The sequence below is a fragment of the Streptomyces sp. NPDC050759 genome (assembly GCF_044456945.1).
Taxonomy (GTDB): domain Bacteria; phylum Actinomycetota; class Actinomycetes; order Streptomycetales; family Streptomycetaceae; genus Streptomyces.
Window position 1 is genome coordinate 365,114 of record NZ_JBITGI010000001.1, and the last position, 19,708, is coordinate 384,821.

The window sequence follows — 19,708 nt, forward strand, 5'->3', positions numbered from 1 at the left end:
GAGCGAGGGTTTTGTGGACGTCTTCAAGGTGCACGAGCAGCTGATCGCGGACTACCGGGCTTTCACCACCAGTTCGGTCCTCGTGAAGAACGACCGGATCCAGGACACCGTCCACGAAGCGCTTGTGCAGGGCGACCAGTGGCCCGACCCCTGGCTGTCCCTCAACCCGAGCTTCGCCCCCGGCGGCACGGTGACCCAACTCGTGGAGGAAGGGCTGCTGCACCCCGAGTGCGAGCGGATCTTCCGAGTGGGCAAGAAGAAGGGCGGCTCCCTCCAGGAGGGGCGCCCCATCGCCTTCCACCGGCACCAGCGGGCCGCGATCGAGGCGGCCCGCGCCGGCGGCAGCTATGTCCTGACCACGGGCACGGGCTCCGGCAAGAGCCTCGGCTACATCGTCCCGATCGTGAACGAGGTGCTGCGCGCCAAGCAGGAGGGCACCGCCTCGGGCGTCCAGGCGATCATCGTCTATCCCATGAACGCCCTGGCCAACAGCCAGATGCTCGAACTGGAGAAGTTCCTGCGCCACGGTTACGGCGAGGGCCGTGAGCCGGTCACCTTCGAGCGCTACACCGGGCAGGAGAAGGAGGACGAGCGCGAGCGGATCCTCCAGCGGATGCCGGACGTCCTGCTCACCAACTACGTGATGCTGGAGCTGATGCTCACCCGGCCCACCGAGCGCAAGGTCCTGGAGCGCCATGCCCGGGGCCTGAAGTTCCTGGTGCTGGACGAGCTGCACACCTACCGCGGCCGCCAGGGCGCCGATGTCGCCCTGCTCGTCCGCCGCGTCCGGGACGCCTGCGCGGCACCGGAACTCCAGGTCGTCGGCACGTCGGCGACCATGTCCACGGAAGGGACGCTGGAGGACCGGCGCCAGGCCGTGGCCGAGGTCGCGACCACCCTCTTCTCAGCCTCTGTCACCCCGGACCGCGTGGTCGGCGAGACCCTCGTGCGGGCCACCCGTGACCAGGAGCCGACCGACGCCGAACTCGCCGTGCGGATCAGGGCGAACGCGCCCTCGACGGACTACGACGCCCTCAGGGACGATCCGCTCGCCTGCTGGATCGAGACCGAGTTCGGTCTGCGCACGCTCACCGAAGGCCCGGACAAGGGCGCCCTGGTGCGGGCCGAGCCGACGACGGTGGAGAAGGCCGCCCGCAGGCTCGCCGAGCGCACCGGCGAGTCGTACGAGGGCTGCGTGGCCGCGATCCGCGACACCCTGCACGCCGGTTCGCAGGCCAAGAACGAGGACAAGCGGCCGCTGTTCGCCTTCCGGCTGCACCAGTTCATGTCCAAGGGCGACTCGGTGTACGTATCGCTGGAGGACGAGGAGACCCGGCACATCAGCCGCACCTACCAGTTGCGGGTGCCCGGCGCCAAGGACAAGATCCTGCTGCCGCTGTCCTTCTGCCGCGAGTGCGGCCAGGAGTACCTGACGGTGGCCCGCGAGGAGCGCAAGGACGGCTCCCTCGCCTTCCGGCCGCGCAACGAGGAGGACGAGGACAACGGCTACCTGTACGTGAGCGCCGAGCACCCGTGGCCCGACGACACCGGCAGGGCGATCGACGAGCAGCGCTTCCCGGACAGCTGGATCGTGACGGACGACAAGAAGGGCGTCCAGGTACTGGCCGACAGCCGCCGCAAGCGGGTGCCGCAGCCGGTGTGGGTGAAGCCCGACGGCTCGGTCGTCGACCGCGAGCAGGGCCTGTACGCGACCTACATCCCCATGCCCTTCATGTTCTGCCTGAACTGCGGGGTCAGCTACGAGTCCCCGCGCGGCAACGACTTCGCCAAGCTGATGACGATGGAACGCGAGGGCCGCTCCACGGCGACCTCCCTCATCAGCTCCAGCGTCGTCCGGCACCTCAAGGAGCTTCCGGAGAGCGAACTCAAGGAGGACGCACGCAAGTTGCTCACCTTCGTCGACAACCGCCAGGATGCCAGCCTGCAGGCCGGGCACTTCAACGACTTCGTTCTGGTGACCCAGTTGCGGGGCGGCCTCTACCGGGCGATGGTCGAGGCCGGCGAGGAAGGGCTGCCGCACGAGGACGTCGCGCCCGCCGTGGTCGCCAAGCTGGGCCTGGTGCCGCAGGACTACTCCAAGAACCCCAAGGAGGCGACGCAGCAGGCGAAGCGCACCCTGCGGGCCCTGACCCGGGTGGTGGAGTACCGGTTGTATCTGGACCTGGAGCGCGGCTGGCGGGTCACCATGCCCAACCTGGAGCAGACCGGCCTGCTGCGGCTGGAGTACGCGGACCTGGGGGAGATCGCCGAGGACGAGGAGCGCTGGGAGCGGGCCTGCCGTCCGCTGCGCGCCGCCGACCCGGCCAAGCGCGCGGCACTCGCCGGCATCCTCTTCGACGAGCTGCGCCGCGTGCGTGCCGTGGACTTCCCCGCCTTCGAGCAGGCCGACTTCGACGAGATGCGCAAACTGTCGTACCTGCTCAACGACGCCTGGGGACTCGCCGAGACCGAGCGCACCCCGCCGCCACCCGGTACGGCGTACGTCCGGCCGGGCCGCCCGAACCGGGCGCGCAGCGAGCTGAACATCACCGCCAGGGGTGGCTTCGGCCGATTCCTGCGCAGGCCGGGCCAGTTCCCGGGGGTGAGCAGGCCGCTGGACATGAGCGAGGCCCAGGAGGTGATCGTCGACCTCGCGCACGTGCTGGCGGAGGCCGGCCTGCTCACCGAGGTGCCCACCGGGCGCGGGGAGGAGCCGGGCTACCGAATCAACCACACCACGGTGGTGTGGACCGCCCGCGACGACGAGTTCGGTGCCGTCGACCGGCTGCGCCGCACCTACGGCGACGGCCGCGGCCCGCGGGTGAACCCGTTCTTCAAGAACCTCTACAAGGAGGTCGCCTCGACCCTCGCCGGTCTGGTCGCCCGGGAGCACACCGCTCAGGTGCCCACGGAGATCCGCGAGGAGCGCGAGGCGGACTTCCGCGAGGGCAAGAAGCTGCCACTTCTCTACTGCTCACCCACCATGGAGTTGGGCGTCGACATCGCGAGCCTCAACACGGTCGCGATGCGCAACGTCCCGCCGACCCCCGCCAACTATGCCCAGCGCAGCGGCCGGGCCGGACGCCAGGGCCAGCCGGCTCTGGTCACCACGTACTGCGCCACCGGCAACAGCCATGACCAGTACTACTTCCGTCGCTCGAACCTGATGGTCGCGGGTGCCGTCGCCCCGCCCCGGCTGGACCTCGCCAACGAGGACCTGGTCCGTTCGCACATCAACGCCATATGGCTCGCCGAGACGGGGCTGGAGCTGGGCAAGCGCATCCCGCACATCCTGGACGCCGCGGGCGACTCGCCGTCGCTGCGCCTGTTCCCGAACGTTGTCGAGCAGATCCAGGACCCCGCCGCCCAGCGGCGTGCGCTGCGCCGGGCCATCGCGGTGCTCAAGGAGTCGATGGACCGTCTCTCCGACACCTCCTGGTGGGACGACCAGTGGCTCGAGCGCACCGTCGACAGGGCCCCGGGGCGGTTCAAGAAGGCGCTGGGCCGCTGGGAGGAGCTGTTCCGCAAGGCTCTCAAGGAAAGGGACATCCAGCACCGTCGGATCCTCGACAACACCCTGGGCAAAGACGCCTCGGCGCAGGCCGAGCGCCGTCGGCACCAGGCGGAAACCCAGCTGAAGCTGCTGAAGAACGAGGACACCGGGGGCAACAGCCCGCTGTCGGACTTCACGCCGTACCGCTACCTGGCCTCCGAGGGCTTCCTGCCGGGGTACTCCTTCCCCCGGCTGCCGCTCGCCGCGTTCGTTCCCGGCACGGGCCGTGCCGCGCGCGGCCGGGACGGCGACTACCTTCAGCGCTCCCGGTTCATCGCGATCCGCGAGTTCGGCCCGGGTGCCTTCATCTACCACGAGGGCAGCCGCTACCAGGTGGACCGCGTCCAGCTGGCCACCAGCGCCTCGGGGGATCTGCAGACCGAAGAGGCCAAGGTGTGCGAGCACTGCGGCTATCTGCACATCGGCGAGCAGCTGGAGAACAGGTGCGACTTCTGTGACACCGAGCTGACGGACGCCCGCTACAACCTGCTCCAGCTGCGGACGGTCTTCACCAAGCGCCGGGACCGGATCTCCTCGGACGAGGAGGAGCGGCAGCGCACGGGCTACGTGGTCGAGGTGTCGTACAAGTTCAACAAGCACGGCGAGCGCGACGGTTCGCTCAACGCCGCCGCCCGCGACGCCGACGGCGCCCCGCTCGCCGGGCTGACCTACGGCGACAGCGCGACGGTCCGCCTCACCAACCTCGGTTACCGCCGCAGCAAGCAGCGCTCCGGTTTCTGGCTGGACCCGGTCGAGGGCAAGTGGCTGGACGCCAAGAAGGACAAGGACAAGCCGGGCACGCTGACCTCGGACGAGCAGGACGGGCTGGAGGCAGCGGAGAAGGCGGAGCGCAAGGTCCCGGTGGTCCCTTACGTCCAGGACACCCGCAACATCCTCGTGCTCCAGCTCGCGGAGAAGATCGCCCCGGACGTGGCGGTGACCCTGCAGTACGCGCTGGAGCGGGGTATCGAGGCCGAGTTCCAGCTGGAGGACGGCGAGCTGGACACCGAGCAGCTGCCGCCCTACGACGGCCCGCGCGACCGCATCCTGTTCATCGAGAGCGCCGAGGGCGGAGCGGGCGTCCTGCGCCGGCTGCAGGCCGAGCCGGACGCCCTGCGCCGGGCGGCGGCCCGTGCCCTGGAGATCGCCCACTTCGGGACGGACGGCGCCGACAAGGGTGGCCGGGAGGGCGGGCCCGCCTGCGAGATGGGCTGCTACGACTGCCTGCTGTCCTTCGGCAACCAGCGCCACCACCAGGTCATCGACCGCAAGCTGGTGCGGGACCTCCTGCTCCGCTTCGCCGGAGCCCGGGTGACCGACACCGTCCCCGGCGTCTCCCGCGACGAGCGCACCCAGGCACTCCTGGACGGCGCCGACAGCTCGCTGGAGCAGAAGTTCGTGGCGTTTCTCGTCAGCAACGGCCTGCGGCTGCCCGACAAGCAGCAGTTCTTCGTCTCCAGCGCGCTCTCCCGCCCGGACTTCGTGTACCAGACGAAGGTGGGCCCGGTCGCAGTCTTCATCGACGGGCCGCACCACGATTCCGACGTGCAGGCGCAGCGTGACGAGGATGCCCAGGAGCGGTTGTACGACGACGGGTGGGAGGTCGTCCGCTTCCGCCACGACGATGACTGGTCCGAGATCACCCGCAGGTACGGTTCGGTGTTCGGCCGCAACGACGACTGACCGCGATCACGCCCTTCCTTCTTACGTCCCTCCCGAAAGGTCCGCCGATGCCGTCGCCGAGCCAGTCCACCACCGCCGCAGCCGCCCAGGACGGCCACCCGGACTTCCCGGTGGGCCTGCTGGTGCGTGCCCGTGGCCGTGAATGGGTGGTCCTGCCCAAGTCGACGCCCGAACTGCTGGTGCTGCGCCCGCTGGGCGGCACGGACGACGACATCGCCGGGGTGCTCACCGCCATGGAAACGGTCAAGCACGCCCGCTTCGCCCCGCCGAGCCCGTCGGATCTGGGCGACCAGGGCGCGGCCGGCCTGCTGCGCAGCGCCCTGCGGATCGGATTCCGCTCCAGCGCCGGTCCGTTCCGCTCGCTCGCCGGGATCTCCGTGGAGCCGCGCCCCTATCAACTGGTGCCGCTGCTCATGGCGCTGCGCCAGGAGACCGTACGGCTGCTGATCGCCGACGACGTCGGTATCGGCAAGACCGTCGAAGCCGGCCTGATCGCGGCCGAGTTGCTCGCCCAGGGCGATGCCCGTGGCCTGGTGGTGCTGTGCAGCCCGGCGCTGGCCGAGCAGTGGCGGGCGGAGCTGCGCGGCAAGTTCGGCATCGACGCCGAGCTGGTGCTGGCCTCGACGATCGGCCGCTTGGAGCGCAGCCGCCTGTACGGGCAGTCGGTGTTCCGCCCGGACCGCAACTACGTCGTCTCCACCGACTTCATCAAGTCCCCGCGCCACCGGGACGAGTTCATCAACAACTGCCCCGACCTGGTGATCGTCGACGAGGCGCACACCTGTGTCGCCGACACCGGCCAGGGCGGCGCCAAGCAGCAGCGCCAGCAGCGGTACTCCCTCCTGCGCACCCTCGCCAACGACCCGGACCGCCATCTCGTGCTGGTCACGGCGACCCCGCACAGCGGCAAGGAGGAGCCGTTCCGCAATCTGCTCGGCCTGCTGGACCAGCGGCTGGAGTCGATCAGCCTCGACCGGCAGGCGGGCCGCGACCTGCTCGCCCAGCACTTCGTGCAGCGCCGCCGCGCCGACATCCGGGACGACTTCCACGACGACGCGAACTTCCCGAGCGACCGCCTCTCGGCCGAGGTCGACTACACCCTGCACCCCGACTACCGGCAGCTCCTGAACGAGGTCATCGCCTACGCACGCGAGACGGTCCGCAGCGCGGACGGCGCCCTCCAGCAGCGCATCCGCTGGTGGTCGGCGCTCGCTCTGCTGCGCGCCCTGGGCTCCTCCCCCGCGGCCGTCCGCAAGACCCTGCACACCCGGGCCGGCGTGCAGGACGCCGACTCGGTGACCGAGGCCGACGCGATCGGCAGCCGTACGGTCACGGACCCGGCGGACGACGAGGCGGCGGACTCCGCCGACGCCGTCCCCGGCACTCTGCTCGCCCCGGGCGCCTCCGCCCCGGACGCCGAGACGCTGGACGAGGAGGACAGAGCCCGGCTGCTGGCCATGGCGAAGGCCGCCGAGGCACTCGCGGGCCCCGTCAAGGACCGCAAGCTGAAGCAGCTCATCGACACGGTGAGGGAACTGCTGGCGGAGGGCTACAACCCGATCGTCTTCTGCCGCTTCATCTCCACCGCCGAGTACGTCAGGACGCACCTCGACGCGGCCCTCAACAAGGGCGGCAAAGGCAAGAAGGGTACGGGGAGGACGGCGTACGCAGTCGAGGCGGTCACCGGCGAGCTCTCCCCCGACCAGCGTGTCGCCCGTATCGCCCAGCTGACCGAGGAGGACGAGAACGGCGAGGCTCCCCCGGAGCGCCGGGTGCTGGTCGCCACCGACTGCCTTTCCGAGGGCGTGAACCTCCAGGAGAGCTTCGACGCGGTCATCCACTACGACCTCGCCTGGAACCCGACCCGCCACGAGCAACGCGAGGGCCGCGTCGACCGCTTCGGCCAGCGCCGGGACGTCGTCAAGGCGGTCACCCTGTACGGCGCCGACAACGCGATCGACGGCATCGTGCTGGACGTCCTGCTGCGCAAGCACGCCCGCATCCGCAAGGCGACCGGTATCTCGGTGCCGGTGCCGGACTCCTCCGAGAACGTGATGCAGGCGGTCCTGGAGGGCCTGATCCTGCGGGGCGAGCGCCCGGAGTACGAGCAGGAGACCCTGTTCGCGGTGGAGTCGGAGGTCGGCAGGCGGACGGCCGAGCTGCACCAGGCCTGGCAGAGCGCCGCCGAGCGGGAGAAGACCTCGCAGTCCCGGTACGCGCAGAACGCGGTGAAGCGGGAGGAGGTGGCCCAGGAAGTCGCCGAGGTCCGCGCCTCACTGGGCACCGGCGAGGAGGTACGCCGCTTCGCCCGCCACGCGCTGACGGCCCTGCGCGGGATCGCCGGTCCCGTGCGCGACGAACCGGAGGGCTTCACCCTCAACTCCGAGGCGCTGCCCGCGGCGTTGCGGGACGCCTTCGCCACCCTCCTCGGCCCGCGTCACCCCCGCCCGGTGGCCTTCCACGCCACCCCGACCGCCCCGCGCGGCGAGGTGGCACTGACCCGCACCGACCCGGTGGTGGCGGCGGTGGCCCGCTTCGTGCTCGACGCGGCGTTGGACGACCTGATGCCCCCGTGGCAGCGTCCGGCCCGCCGCTGCGGAGTGGTCCGTACGACGGCGGTGACCAAGCGCACCACGCTCCTTCTGGTCCGCTACCGCTTCCAGCTGTCACTGCCGGGTCGTGACGGCGTGGTCCGGCCGCAACTGGCCGAGGACGCACGCCTGTTGGCGTTCCGCGGCTCTGCGGCGAACCCAGACTGGCTGCCGGAGGACGAGGCGATCGCGCTGCTGGAGGCACGCGCGGCGCAGAACACCGACCGCGCCTTCGCCCAGGACCGCGTCGAGGGCATCCTCGGCTCCCTGGAGTCCCTGATGCCCAACCTGGAGGAGCACGGCGAGGACCTCGCGGCCCGCCTCCTCGACTCGCACCGCCGGGTGCGCGGTGCCTTCCGCGACGTACGCGGCGTGAGTGGCCCGTTCCGCCGGGGCCTGCGCGTGGACGTCCAGGGCCGCCCGGACGTGCTCGGCGTGTACCACTACCTGCCGGTCCCCGTCCTCGAAGGCACGGACGCCGCGACCATGAACGGGGAAGCCCTCTGATGAGCCTCGCGAAGACCGTCGTCACCGACTCCGTTCTCACCGTCGGCGGCCTGTTGCCGCCGGACATGCTGACCCGCGTCCGCGACGGCAAGGACGTGCCGGGCGCGCAGCCCAAGGACTACGGCCTGTTCGCGGCCAACGACACGGTCCGTGACGCGGCCGAGCGGTCCTGGGCCTATCTGAAGGGCGTGTGGACGGCCTACCAGGACGCGCTCGACAAGGACGGCGCCCTCGACAACACGGGCGTCCCTGCGGTGGGCGTGACGATTGAGCGCTGGCTGCTGCCGCTGTTCGAGCAGCTGGGCTACGGCCGCCTGGCGAACGCCCCGACGGGCGGCCTGATGTCCGCTGACGGTGAGAAGCGGTTCGCCGTCAGCCACGTCTGGCAGGCGGTGCCGGTCCATCTGACCGGCTGGAACGTCGAGTTGGACCGCAGGGCAGCGTTGGTGCCGGGCCCGGCCCCGCAGTCGCTGCTCCAGGAGTACCTGAACCGCAGCGGCCAGGCCACCCTGTGGGGACTCCTGTCCAACGGCCGCCTGCTGCGTCTGCTCCGCGACTCGACGTCCATGGTCGGCTCGGCCTATGTCGAGTTCGACATCGAGGCCGTCTTCGAGGGCGACCGCTTCGCCGACTTCCTCCTCCTCTGGCGCCTGACCCACCGCTCCCGCTTCGAACCGCGAGGGGAGAGCGGAGCGGCCGCGTGCTGGCTGGAGAAGTGGCGCACGGAGGCGATCGCCAGCGGCACCCGCGCCATGGAGCAGCTCCGGCTGGGCGTGGAGAAGGCCCTGGTGACCCTGGGCAGCGGCTTCATCCAGCACCGGGACAACGCCGAGTTCCGCCGGAAACTGGACGAGTCCGAGGTGACGGTCCGGGCCATGCACCCGGCGCTGCTGCACCTAGTGTACCGGCTGCTGTTCCTGTTCGTGGCGGAGGACCGCGGCCTGCTGGTCCCGGAGGACGCCTCGGCCGAGGTGCGTGAGCGCTACGAGAAGTACTTCTCGACGGCCCGCCTGCGCCGTACGGCCACGCGCCGCACCGGCGGCCCGCACGGCGACCAGTGGCACGCGCTGCGCCTGGTCCTGGAGGGGCTGGGCCGGGAGGGCGGCCGGCCCGAGCTGGGTCTGCCGGGGCTGGGCGGCCTGTTCGAGCGTACGGAGGCGGACGCGGTCCTGGACGGCCTGGAGCTGCCGAACGAGGCGCTGTACACGGCGGTGAAGGCACTGTCGGTGGTGATCGACCCGAAGCTGGGTCGTCCGCGCCGGGTCGACTACCGCCACCTGGGCGCGGAGGAACTGGGCTCGATCTACGAGTCGTTGCTGGAGCTGGTGCCGCGCTTCAACCCCGCTGCGAACACCTTCGAGTTGCGCACGCTGGCGGGCAACGAGCGCAAGACAACCGGCTCCTACTACACCCCGACCCCGCTGATCGACTGCCTGCTCGACTCGGCACTCGACCCGGTCATAGACGACGCGGTCAAGTCGGGCGCGACGCCGGAGGAGCAGGAGGCAGCGCTGCTGCGGCTGACCGTCTGCGACCCGGCGTGCGGTTCGGGCCACTTCCTGGTGGCGGCGGCCCGCCGTATCGCCAAGCGGCTGGCGGCAGTTCGGACGGACTCGCCGGAGCCGAGCGCGGAGGCGACGAGGACGGCGTTGCGGGACGTGATCAGCCGGTGCGTCTACGGCGTGGACCTCAACCCCATGGCCGTGGAGCTGGCCAAGGTGTCGCTGTGGATCGAGTCCCTGGAGCCGGGCAAGCCGCTCAGCTTCCTCGACTCGCACATCAAGTACGGCAACGGCCTGGTCGGCGCGACACCGAAACTGCTGGCGGAGGGCTTGCCGGACGACGCCTTCAAGCCCATCGAGGGCGACGAGAAGAAGTGGGTCACCGGGCTCAGGAAGCGCAATCAGGCCGAACGGGAGGCCTGGAAGGCGCGCTTGGCTGGCGTCCACCAGGGCGAGCTGTTCGGGTCGACGACGGCGTTGGCGGCCTCGAACAGGAGGCTCGCGAAGCGGGCCGCGGGGATCACGGCGGCGCGGAACGACAAGTTGCACTACGTCCACAAGCAGCGGGACGCGTATGTGGAGCTGACAGAGGGTCCCGACTCGGAGTACGTGCGGGAGCGGGATCTCGCCGACGCGTGGTGCGCGGCGTTCGTCTGGGAGAAGACCGAGGAGGCGCGTCCGCCGGCGCTGACGGTGGAGGGGCTGCTGGCGCTGCGGGAGGGCGGCTGGGCCAAGCTGCCGGAGGGCACGCGGGGGGAGGTCGCCCGGCTGCGGGACGCGTACCGGTTCTTCCACTGGCATCTGGAGTTTCCCGAGGTGTTCTCGGTGCCGGAGGACTCGGATGTGTCGGCCGTGGGGGTGGATGAGCGGACCGGGTGGGGCGGGGGGTTCAGCTGTGTGCTGGGGAACCCGCCGTGGGAGCGGGTCAAGCTCCAGGAGCAGGAGTTCTTCGCCACGCGCAGCGAGAAGATCGCGACGGCGGCGAACAAGGCGGCCCGGGAGCGGCTGATCAGGGCGTTGGCGACGAGCGAGGAGCGCGCGGAGCGCGACCTGCTCAAGGACTTCGTCGCGGCCAAGCGCGTGGCGGAAGGCGTGAGCCATCTGCTGCGCGACTCCGGGCGCTTCCCGCTGGCGGGCCGGGGCGACGTGAACACGTACGCGGTGTTCGCCGAGACGGCGTCCCACGGGATCGCCCCGCACGGGCGCTTCGGCCTGGTGCTGCCGACGGGCATCGCGACGGACGCGACGACGGCGCCGTTCTTCTCGGACCTGGTGCGCAGTGCGCGGCTGGCGTCCTTCTTGGACTTCGAGAACGAGGCGTTCATTCTGAGCCGGGCCGTGCACCACTCGGTCCGCTTCTGCCTCCTGACGGTCGCGGGCCGCGAGGAGCGGGTGCGAGAGGCGTCGTTCGCCTTCGGCACGCGGTACATGGAGGACCTGCCGACCCGCCGCTTCGCGATGCCGCCGGAGGAGATTCTGCTGGTCAACCCGAACACGGGTACGTTGCCGGTGTTCCGGTCGCGGCGGGATGCGGAGATCACGCTGGGGATCTATCGCCGGGTGCCGGTGCTCATCCGGGAGGGGGATCCGGAGGGCAACCCGTGGGGGCTGTCGTTCATGACCATGTTCCACATGTCCAACGACTCCCACCTGTTCCATACACAGGACGAGTTGGCGGCCGAGGACTGGACCCTCAACGGCAACGTCTTCGAGCGGGACGGCAAGCGGTACCTCCCGCTGTACGAGGCGAAGATGCTGCACCACTTCGACCACCGGCTCGGCACGTACGAGGGGCAGACCGAGGCACAGGCCAACATGGGGACGCTGCCTCGGCTGACGCCGGAGGAGCATGATGATCCGGGGTTCGTGCCGATGCCGCGGTACTGGGTGCCGGAGTTCGACGTGTTCGCCGGGAAGAAGGACAGGAAGGGCAAGCCGGTCGCGGAGCCTGGGGTGGCTTCGCGGTTGGCGGAGCAGGGTTGGGACAGCGAGTGGCTGACCGGCTTCCGGAAAATCTGCCGATCGACCGACCGCCGCACGGTGCTCTCGTTCGCCTTCCCCGCCCACGGCCTCGGCGACTCGGCCAACCTCATGCTGCCCACCGCAGATGGCAGCCGAGCCGCTCTGTACGCGAACACGACGGCCTTCGCTCTCGACTACGTGCTCCGTCAGAAGCTGGCCGGCACGAACCTGAACTTCTTCCAGTTCGAGCAGCTCGCAGTGCTCCCTCCAGGCGCCTACGAAGCCGAGGAGCCCTACCTGGACGGCCGAGTCGCCGACTGGCTCGGGGCTCGCGCTCTGGAGCTCGTGTACACCAGCTCCAGCATGGCCTCCTTCGCTGCCGACCTCGGTGACGACGGCCCCCCGTTCCGCTGGAACGAACCCCGCCGCGAACTGCTCCGCGCCGAGCTGGACGCCGCCTTCTTCCACCTCTACGACCTGGACCGCGACGAGGTTGACCACATCATGGAGACGTTCCCCATCGTCAAGAGGGAGGACGAGGCCACCCACGGCACCTACCGCACCAAGACCCTGATCCTCGACATCTACGACCGCATGGCCGAGGCCCGCACAACCGGCACCCCCTACCAGACTCTCCTCGACCCACCCCCCGGCCACGGCCCCCGCCACCCCGCATAACCTCACGCACCCCACCCCCACTCCTCGCCTGAGCACCCCCACCGGCGCGCAGCCCACCCCGGGCCGCGCGTCGACTCGGCGCACACCGCCCGCCCACCTCACCGCACAGGCAGCCGCCCATGGAACCCCGCAACTACCGCATGGTGGTCTCGACCGCTCAGGACTTCGTGACGGCCTCGGCCGAAGCCGACCGCCAACTGCACCGCTGGCTTGGCGAGATCAAGCGACTGGACACGTCCGCACTGGACGAGGGCCGCAACGAGTTAGCGAACGGCATCACACTCGACCACGATGCCGCTGCCGGCCGGCACGGCTCGTACTCGCGCTGGCGCCTCCGCGAAACCCGCCCGAAGAACCAGGGCACATGGCAGTCCACCCTCGTGGTCCGCTCCGGCAACCGCGACGACGACCGCCGCACCTGGCTCCAGGTGGACATCGAGCACCACCCGGCGATCCCCGACCTCCACCCCATCAGGGCCAACACCCCTGGCATAGCAAGGCTCCTGCTCGACGCCATCCCCACGCAGGACGGTCTCGCCGACGTCGGCACGGTCCCGAAGTTCATCGAGCCGGAGGACGTGGAGGAGGTCATAGAGGAACTCTGCGACGAGAGCCGCCGACTCCCGATCGTGATCGCCAGCGTCCCCCACGGGCAGGATCCCGAGACCTGGACCGAGAAGGTCGTCGAACCGGCCTACAAGCATCTGACCGGCCTCGCCGTGATGTATGTCCTCAGACCGGACGCCCAGACCCTCTTCAACGCCGCCCTCACCTACCACCCCGTCTTCGGCGGCGGCCTCCGCACCTATCTCCCCGGCGTCGACCCGGCCTGGCAGCCCGACGCCCAGCGCCACCTGGTGATGTCCCGCACGACCGTCGAGTCGAACCCGAGGCGCGCGGCGGCCCTCCTCGCCGTCCTCCCCCAACGACTGGCACTGCGCCTCCCCCTTCCCGCAGCGCTGGACTCCCTCCCCGTCCAGCGCACCCGCCCCCGCCCGGCGGCCCACGGCTCCGGTCTGGACGACCTCCGCGCCGAGAACGAGACCCTCACGAAGATGCTCGACGAAGCCGAGCAGCGTGAGATCGCCAACGCGGATGTGCTCCGCGACCTGCGCCAGCAGCTCCAGGTCGCGGAGGAACAGGAGTTCGACCAGGCGGCCGAGAACCAGGACCTGTACGCCAAGCTCAAGCACGCCGAGCGCCAGATGCGAGCCCTTCAGATACGGCTGGAAAGGGCCGGCCAGTACGACCTCGCGCACGCCTCCGTCGACGCTCCGACCGACGCGCCCGCCACCTTCGCCGAAATCCTCGACCGCATGGGAGAGTTCACCCGTCTCCGCTTCACCGGTGACAGGCGCAGGACCCGGGAACTGGACGCCCAGTCCATCGGCAACTGGGTCGAGGTCGCCTGGGACGCCCTGCACGCTCTCGACAACTACGCCGCCGCGTCGGCCTCCGGCACGGCGGGCGGCGACTTCCGCTACTGGTGCGCGCACCTGCCGGAGGACTGCGCGTGCCCCTTCCCTGCGGGCAAGGTCAAGATGAAGGAGTCCAAGACCGTCGGCAACCGCGACGACTGGCGCCGCGAGCGCACGTTCCCGGTACCGGAGACCGTCGACCCGGCCAAGAAGCTGTTCATGGAGGCCCACCTCCGCATCGGCGGCGGCAACACTGTCTCCCCCCGCCTCTACTTCTACGACGACGGCCCGCACACCGGTCTCGTCTACGTCGGTTACCTCGGCCCACACCTGACCAACACGAAGTCCTGAGCGGGCGGCGCCTGGCGGAGTGGGTCAGCGTTCGACGGCGTACCGGACGAACGGGGCCCACTCCGAGTGGGGGAAGGTGAGTTGAGCCTGGGAGGGGGCTTTGGAGTCGCGGATGTGAATGGTGCCGGGCGCCAGAGCAGCTTCAAGGCATGCGCCGCCCTCGTTGCCGCTGTAGCTGCTCTTGAACCAAGCCAGATGTACGGATTCCGAGGTGCTCATAGTTCTGCCACCAACTTTTCGATCAAGGCGAGAGACTCCCGCATCGTAAGCGCGTCCGCTCTGATGCTGCCGTACTGCGCGGCCAGGATACGGACTTCCTCCGGAGCCGTGATCAACCTGCTGGAGCTCTGGGCCTCGGTGTATCCCAGCTGAGGCTTCCCTTTGGGGGTCAGCAGGATGAAGGAGCCGCCCATCCCGGCATGCTCTGTGCGGTCGTTCGGCATCACTTGCAGTTCTACGTTGCGCATCCTTGCGAGCCGCAGCAACTGCTCCAACTGCTCCCTGTGGACCTCTCGCCCTCCGAGAGGACGCCGCAGCACCGATTCCTCGATGACGGAAGTGATCATCGGCGGAGGCCACTTCATCAGGATCTCCTGCCGAGCCAGTCGGGAGATCACCCGCTGCTCGATGGTCTCCTCGTCCAAGAGCGGCTTACGCATCTCGTACAGGGCCAGGATCCGCCGCTTGGTCTGGAACAGCCCCGGGATGTCATGGCAGTTGTAATCGTTGATCTCAACCGCCTCCCGCTCCAACCGCGCGTAATCCCTGAACCACGCCGGATGCCGCACCCTCGCCTTCGCCTTGGCGGCCTCGACATCCTCGATCGCGGCCTTCAACACTCCACCGGCGTCCAGCAGTTCATCCGCGGCCGCCAGCAACTCCCGTTGCGGTGTTCGCCTCCCCCGCTCCACCGAGGAGATGAGATCCTCGCTGTATCCGAGCCGGTCCCCCAACTCCTTCTGGGTGAACCCACCCCGCTCCCGGAGCACCCTGACCTGCTTGCCGACCGCCCGCATCAGGTCGCTGCTCAGCTCACCCTCGTCGTACGGCTCCTGCGCCTCCGACACCCCGTACCCCCATCCACGTCACGACCGACACCCCGCAAGGAACACCGAGCGTGCCGGTACACGCACCCTCCGTACCGAAGGCTCCCTGGTCAGGGTAGAGCTACCCGACCACGCTCGGTGACATGAAGTCACAAATCACCGCCCTCCGGGAAGACCGTCTGGGCATGTCTCCCACTCCCCTGACAGGGAATACGAGACAGTCCGTCCACAGGCGGGCACACGGCGTGGACAACTCCCGGGGAGGTGGAGAGAATCCTGATCACACCGTCGGTCGCAGGAGTGGTCGGGAGCATCACCGCTCACCCCGGGGGTGTCGTGTGGGGGAAGGACGGGCGGGTGGGGGAAGGCAACGCCATGGGCGGCGCCGTGCCGCGCATCTCGCGGGGCATCGAGGTGTACGGCGGCAAAGACGGGGCCGTGTCGTGGAGCGGCGTCGAGCTGACGGCCGACGTGATGCGGGAGTTAGGGGCGGGACCGTGGGCCGAACGGGTCGGTGATCTGGAGGCCACCCGCGACTTCGTGACCCATCTGCGGGGGCTGGCCACCACCGACATGGAGACCGAGTTCATCGGCGCTCTGCTGGCCAGTGAGCCGGAACCGCTGCCGTGGCAGGTCGGCGAGGCCCTCGCCGAGGTGCTGCTGGAGCACTGGCACGGGGCGCTGTGGGTGTGGGACGGCGCCCGGGACCGGCGTACGCGCAAGGCGAGCCTCCCCGGCGCCGACCTGGTCGGACTGTGCGTGGCGGACGGCTCGGCGCGGCTGCTGTTCGGGGAGGTCAAGTCGTCGTCGGAGCAGTCCAGTCCGCCGGGTGTCATGACGGGCTCGGACGGCATGATCGACCAGCTCAAGAGGCTGTCCGCGAAGGACGACCACGTCACCCTCATGAAGTGGCTGCGCTTCCGCTGCCGGACGCCCGAGCACAAGGCGGCCTACCATACGGCAACCGGCCGCTGGGCGAAGTCGATGGGCAAGGACATCCAGCTCTTCGGCTGCCTGGTGCGCGACACCGCCCCGGAGCCGAAAGATCTGAGCAACCGCGCGGCGGAACTGGCCAAGACGGTCGTCGAGCCGATGCACGCGCTGCTCACAGCCTGGTACCTCCCGGCTGCGATGGCGACCTGGCCGCAGCAGGTGGGGGTGCTCGACGTTGGCTGATCTCGGCTGGCTCGAAGGTGCCCTCGACCCGGGCCTCGTGGCGGAGGCGGGCGAGCGGTCGCAGCGCGTGCTCATCGGTGACGCGCTGCGGGCCGTCGAGGGCGAGGTCCCGGAGGGGCCCGCGGAGGGCCGCGAGGCGGTCGACTTCGCGGTGGACGCCCTGGACCTGCTGGCATGGGACGCGATCGCCGAGGATCCGAAGGCGGAGTCCACGCGGCGGCTGTGCGGGCAGATGTTCGCGCTGGCGCGGGCCCGGCTGCCCGAGGAGGACTCGGTCGAGGCACGGCTCGAACTGCTGCGTACCGCCTGCCTCGGCTGGATCGCCGACGAGACCCCGCTCGCCGCCCGACTCCTCGCGGACGTCGAGCTGCCCTCCGTACCCGCCCTGGTGGACCACTGGGAGTCGCGGGTGCGGCGCGGAACCGCCGACGCGTGGCTGCTGTTGCTGCGCAAGCGCGGGTGGGACGACCTCGACACCCTGGATCGGCTGCTGCTACAGCTGCGGGAGGAGCAGGACGGGATGGAGTCGGCGTACCTCACCTGGGTCGGTGACGACGCCCGCCCCGCCGCATGGTCGCTCGCCGCCCACTACCACCTGCTCAAGACGGCGGAACTGCTCGCCGAGTACCTGGCAACCGGCGCCCTCATGCGCGAGCGCCGCCCCAGCCGCCACTACGGCGTGCGTGAACGCGTCCAGTCGCACTGCGACCGCGCGCTGGACGCGGCCATGGCCGCCGGTGACCCTGAACTGGAAGTGCTCGTACGGCTGTTGGCTGCCACCGCCGACCAGATCGTCGACAACAGCCTGTGGACGGTGGCCCGCGCGGTCAGCCCCGAGGTGAACGCCTTCGTGGCCTCCCTCGTCGACCGGGGCCGATCGCGCCCGATCTTCGAGGTGCTGCCGCCGCAGCGCGTGGCCCTCGCCGAGCAAGGACTGATCCGGACCGCGCACCGGAGTGTCGTGGTCAGCCTCCCCACCAGCGCGGGCAAGACCCTGATCGCCGAGTTCCGGATCCTCCAGGCACTCAACGCGTACGACAGGCAGCACGGCTGGGTCGCCTACATCGCCCCGAACCGGGCGCTCGTCAACCAGGTGACGCGACGGCTGCGCCGAGACTTCGCCCCTCTCGGCATCGGGGTGGAACGGGTCAGTCCCGCGCTGGAGTTCGACGGCCTGGAAGAGGACATGCTGACCGACCGCGGCGAGCGGCGGTTCCGGGTGCTGGTGTCCACTCCCGAGAAACTGGACCTGCTGCTGCGGTCGGGCTGGCAGGAGAAGATCGGGCGTCCGCTGTGTCTGGTGGTGGCCGACGAGGCCCATCACCTCGGGGTGGACGAGCGCGGGATCAAACTGGAGCTGCTGCTCGCGAACGTCAACCGGGAGGCCGTGGACGCCGGCTTCCTGCTGCTGACCCCCTTCATCGACAACGGTGACCTCATCGCCGAGTGGCTGGACAGCGGCAGCCGGCAGTCGGTCGGGCTGTCCGTGGACTGGTCCCCGAACGACCGCATCCTGGCCCTCGCCCGACGCGAGCACGCCCCGGGCAACGGCGGGTTCCGGGTCGCCCTGGAGACACTGGTCACGAGCCGGCGGACGCTCAGCGTCCCCGGCATCCTGCCGCTGGACGGGTACCGACCCCTCAAGCTGACCTGGTCGCAGGCGAAAAGCCCGACGAAGCTCGCCGCTGCCACGGCCACGGTCCTGGCCGACCGGGGCCAGACCATCACGCTCGCCGGGCGGCCCGACTACGCCTGGTCGATCGCCAAGACCATCGGGGGCGGCCGTCAGGAACTGACAGAGGTGGGCGAAGACCTCAGAGCCGTCCAGGACGTGGTGGAGGAGGAGTTCGGGACGGACTTCCCACTGGTGGGGCTCCTCGCCAAGGGGATCGGCGTGCATCACCGGGGCCTGCCGGAGGAGATCCGCACGCTGACGGAGTACCTGATGGAGGCCGGCGACCTGGCCCATCTGGTCGCCACCACGACCGTCGCCGCGGGCGTCAACTTCCCCGTGGCGAACGTCGTCCTGGCCTCCCACCAGTTCGCCTACGGCAACGAGATGCCCGCCGCGGACTTCTGGAACCTGGCCGGACGGGCGGGCCGGGTCGAGCAGGGCGAGGTCGGCCTGATCGCGCTGGCCGCACCGGACGAGATCCGGGCCGGGGAGATGCGCGCCTTCGTCGGCCGGCAGGTGGCGGACCTGAACTCCACCCTGGTCGCCATGGTGGAGAAGGCCATGCACCTCCACGGCCACCTCGACCTTCGGCTCCTCTCCCACACCCCGGAGTGGTCCGCCTTCGTGCAGTACCTGGCCCACACCTACCGGCAGATCGGCGATCACGAGGAGTTCGCGGAGGAGATCGAGCAGATCCTGCGCGGCACCCTGGGCTTCCAGGACCTGCGGCGCCGGGACCGGGGCTGGGCGGCCGAACTGACCCGCAGCGTAAGGGCGTACGCGGAACGGCTGACCGGTAAGGCGCTGGCACTGGTCGACAGCACCGGCTTCTCCTGGGACAGCGTGGAGGCCACCCTCGGCCGCCTGAACGCCGCGCGGATCGACCGCGAGGTCTGGCAGCAGCCCCTCTTCCAGGGAGACCGGCAGCCCCTCGCCCAGCTCGTCGGCGTCATGCTCGAAGTGCCCGAGCTGCGCGCCCAGTTGACCAAGGTGACCGAGGACCACGAGGGTCGCACCGGTGACTTCGTCGCCCGTGTCATGCAGGACTGGGTCAACGGCGCGTCAGTGCCGCAGCTGGCCGCCGACCACTTCAGCAAGGCCGAGGAGTCCGACCGCCTCAAGGCGATCACCAAATGCTGCCAGCGTCTGTTCGGCGACATCGCACCCACAGTGTCCTGGGGCCTGTCGGCCCTCCAATCCCTCACTCTGGGGCAGGAGTTCGCCGCCCTGCCGCCGGAAGCGCAGCGCGAGCTGCGCAATATTCCGTCGTACGCCTTCTACGGCGTACGCTCCGAGGAGGCGATCGCGATGCGGCTGGCCGGTGTCCCGAGGTCGGCGGCGGCCCGCATGGCCTCGGCGGCCCGCGATGGGAGTGCCACGGCCCCTGTGGAGGTCCGTACCCGTCTCGCCGGGCTCCCCGACGCTGCCTGGCAGTCGGCCCTGGGTCCCAAAGGACCGGCTTACCGGAGGATCTGGCAGATCCTCGACGGGGTGCAGTGAAGCCGCTACCCGAGCAGCCGGACGCTTGAGGACGCGCTGCCCGTCGTCCGTGGCCGGACCAGGGAG

General features: G+C 70.1%; 8 protein-coding genes. 6 read left to right on the top strand and 2 right to left on the bottom strand.

Features of this window, described 5'->3' with window-relative positions:
- Positions 1-13 precede the first annotated feature (13 nt).
- From ACIBJB_RS01610 to ACIBJB_RS01625, 4 genes are all read left to right on the top strand, one after another.
- Positions 14-5,236, top strand: a complete 5,223-nt coding sequence (locus tag ACIBJB_RS01610) for a DEAD/DEAH box helicase (protein WP_398925387.1) — start codon at positions 14-16, stop codon at positions 5,234-5,236.
- Between the two features lie 47 nt (positions 5,237-5,283).
- Positions 5,284-8,334, top strand: coding sequence for a helicase-related protein (locus tag ACIBJB_RS01615; RefSeq protein ID WP_398925389.1), 3,051 nt, complete (start codon positions 5,284-5,286; stop codon positions 8,332-8,334).
- Positions 8,334-12,476 (top strand): Eco57I restriction-modification methylase domain-containing protein, encoded by a 4,143-nt coding sequence (locus tag ACIBJB_RS01620; protein ID WP_398925391.1) that lies wholly within the window; start codon positions 8,334-8,336, stop codon positions 12,474-12,476. Before ACIBJB_RS01615 ends, ACIBJB_RS01620 begins: the two co-directional genes overlap by 1 nt.
- 119 nt (positions 12,477-12,595) lie before the next feature.
- Positions 12,596-14,245, top strand: coding sequence for a hypothetical protein (locus ACIBJB_RS01625; RefSeq protein WP_398925393.1), 1,650 nt, complete (start codon positions 12,596-12,598; stop codon positions 14,243-14,245).
- A 24-nt stretch (positions 14,246-14,269) separates the two neighbouring features.
- On the opposite strand, the gene ACIBJB_RS01630 is transcribed toward ACIBJB_RS01625, so the two are convergent.
- A complete protein-coding gene (locus ACIBJB_RS01630) occupies positions 14,270-14,464 on the bottom strand; it encodes a DUF397 domain-containing protein (protein WP_398925395.1) in 195 nt (64 codons plus the stop codon).
- The gene (locus ACIBJB_RS01635; RefSeq protein ID WP_398926799.1) at positions 14,461-15,261 is read right to left on the bottom strand and encodes a Scr1 family TA system antitoxin-like transcriptional regulator; all 801 of its coding nucleotides are present in this window, start codon (positions 15,259-15,261) and stop codon (positions 14,461-14,463) included. The genes ACIBJB_RS01630 and ACIBJB_RS01635 overlap by 4 nt, the downstream gene beginning before the upstream one ends.
- 387 nt (positions 15,262-15,648) lie before the next feature.
- Between ACIBJB_RS01635 and ACIBJB_RS01640 the strand changes: the two genes are divergently transcribed.
- Entirely contained in the window at positions 15,649-16,467 is an 819-nt protein-coding gene (locus tag ACIBJB_RS01640) for a hypothetical protein (RefSeq protein ID WP_398925397.1), read from the top strand.
- Entirely contained in the window at positions 16,460-19,642 is a 3,183-nt protein-coding gene (locus ACIBJB_RS01645; protein WP_398925399.1) for a DEAD/DEAH box helicase, read from the top strand. The genes ACIBJB_RS01640 and ACIBJB_RS01645 overlap by 8 nt, the downstream gene beginning before the upstream one ends.
- Positions 19,643-19,708: the final 66 nt, after the last annotated feature.

Excerpts from the sequence above, each read along its gene's own strand:
- ACIBJB_RS01620 (WP_398925391.1), top strand. The coding sequence starts at position 8,334 with ATGAGCCTCGCGAAGACCGTCGTCACCGACTCCGTTCTCACCGTCGGC.
- ACIBJB_RS01630 (WP_398925395.1), bottom strand. The coding sequence starts at position 14,464 with ATGAGCACCTCGGAATCCGTACATCTGGCTTGGTTCAAGAGCAGCTAC.
- ACIBJB_RS01635 (WP_398926799.1), bottom strand. The coding sequence starts at position 15,261 with ATGCGGGCGGTCGGCAAGCAGGTCAGGGTGCTCCGGGAGCGGGGTGGG.
- ACIBJB_RS01625 (WP_398925393.1), top strand. The coding sequence starts at position 12,596 with ATGGAACCCCGCAACTACCGCATGGTGGTCTCGACCGCTCAGGACTTC.
- ACIBJB_RS01615 (WP_398925389.1), top strand. The coding sequence starts at position 5,284 with ATGCCGTCGCCGAGCCAGTCCACCACCGCCGCAGCCGCCCAGGACGGC.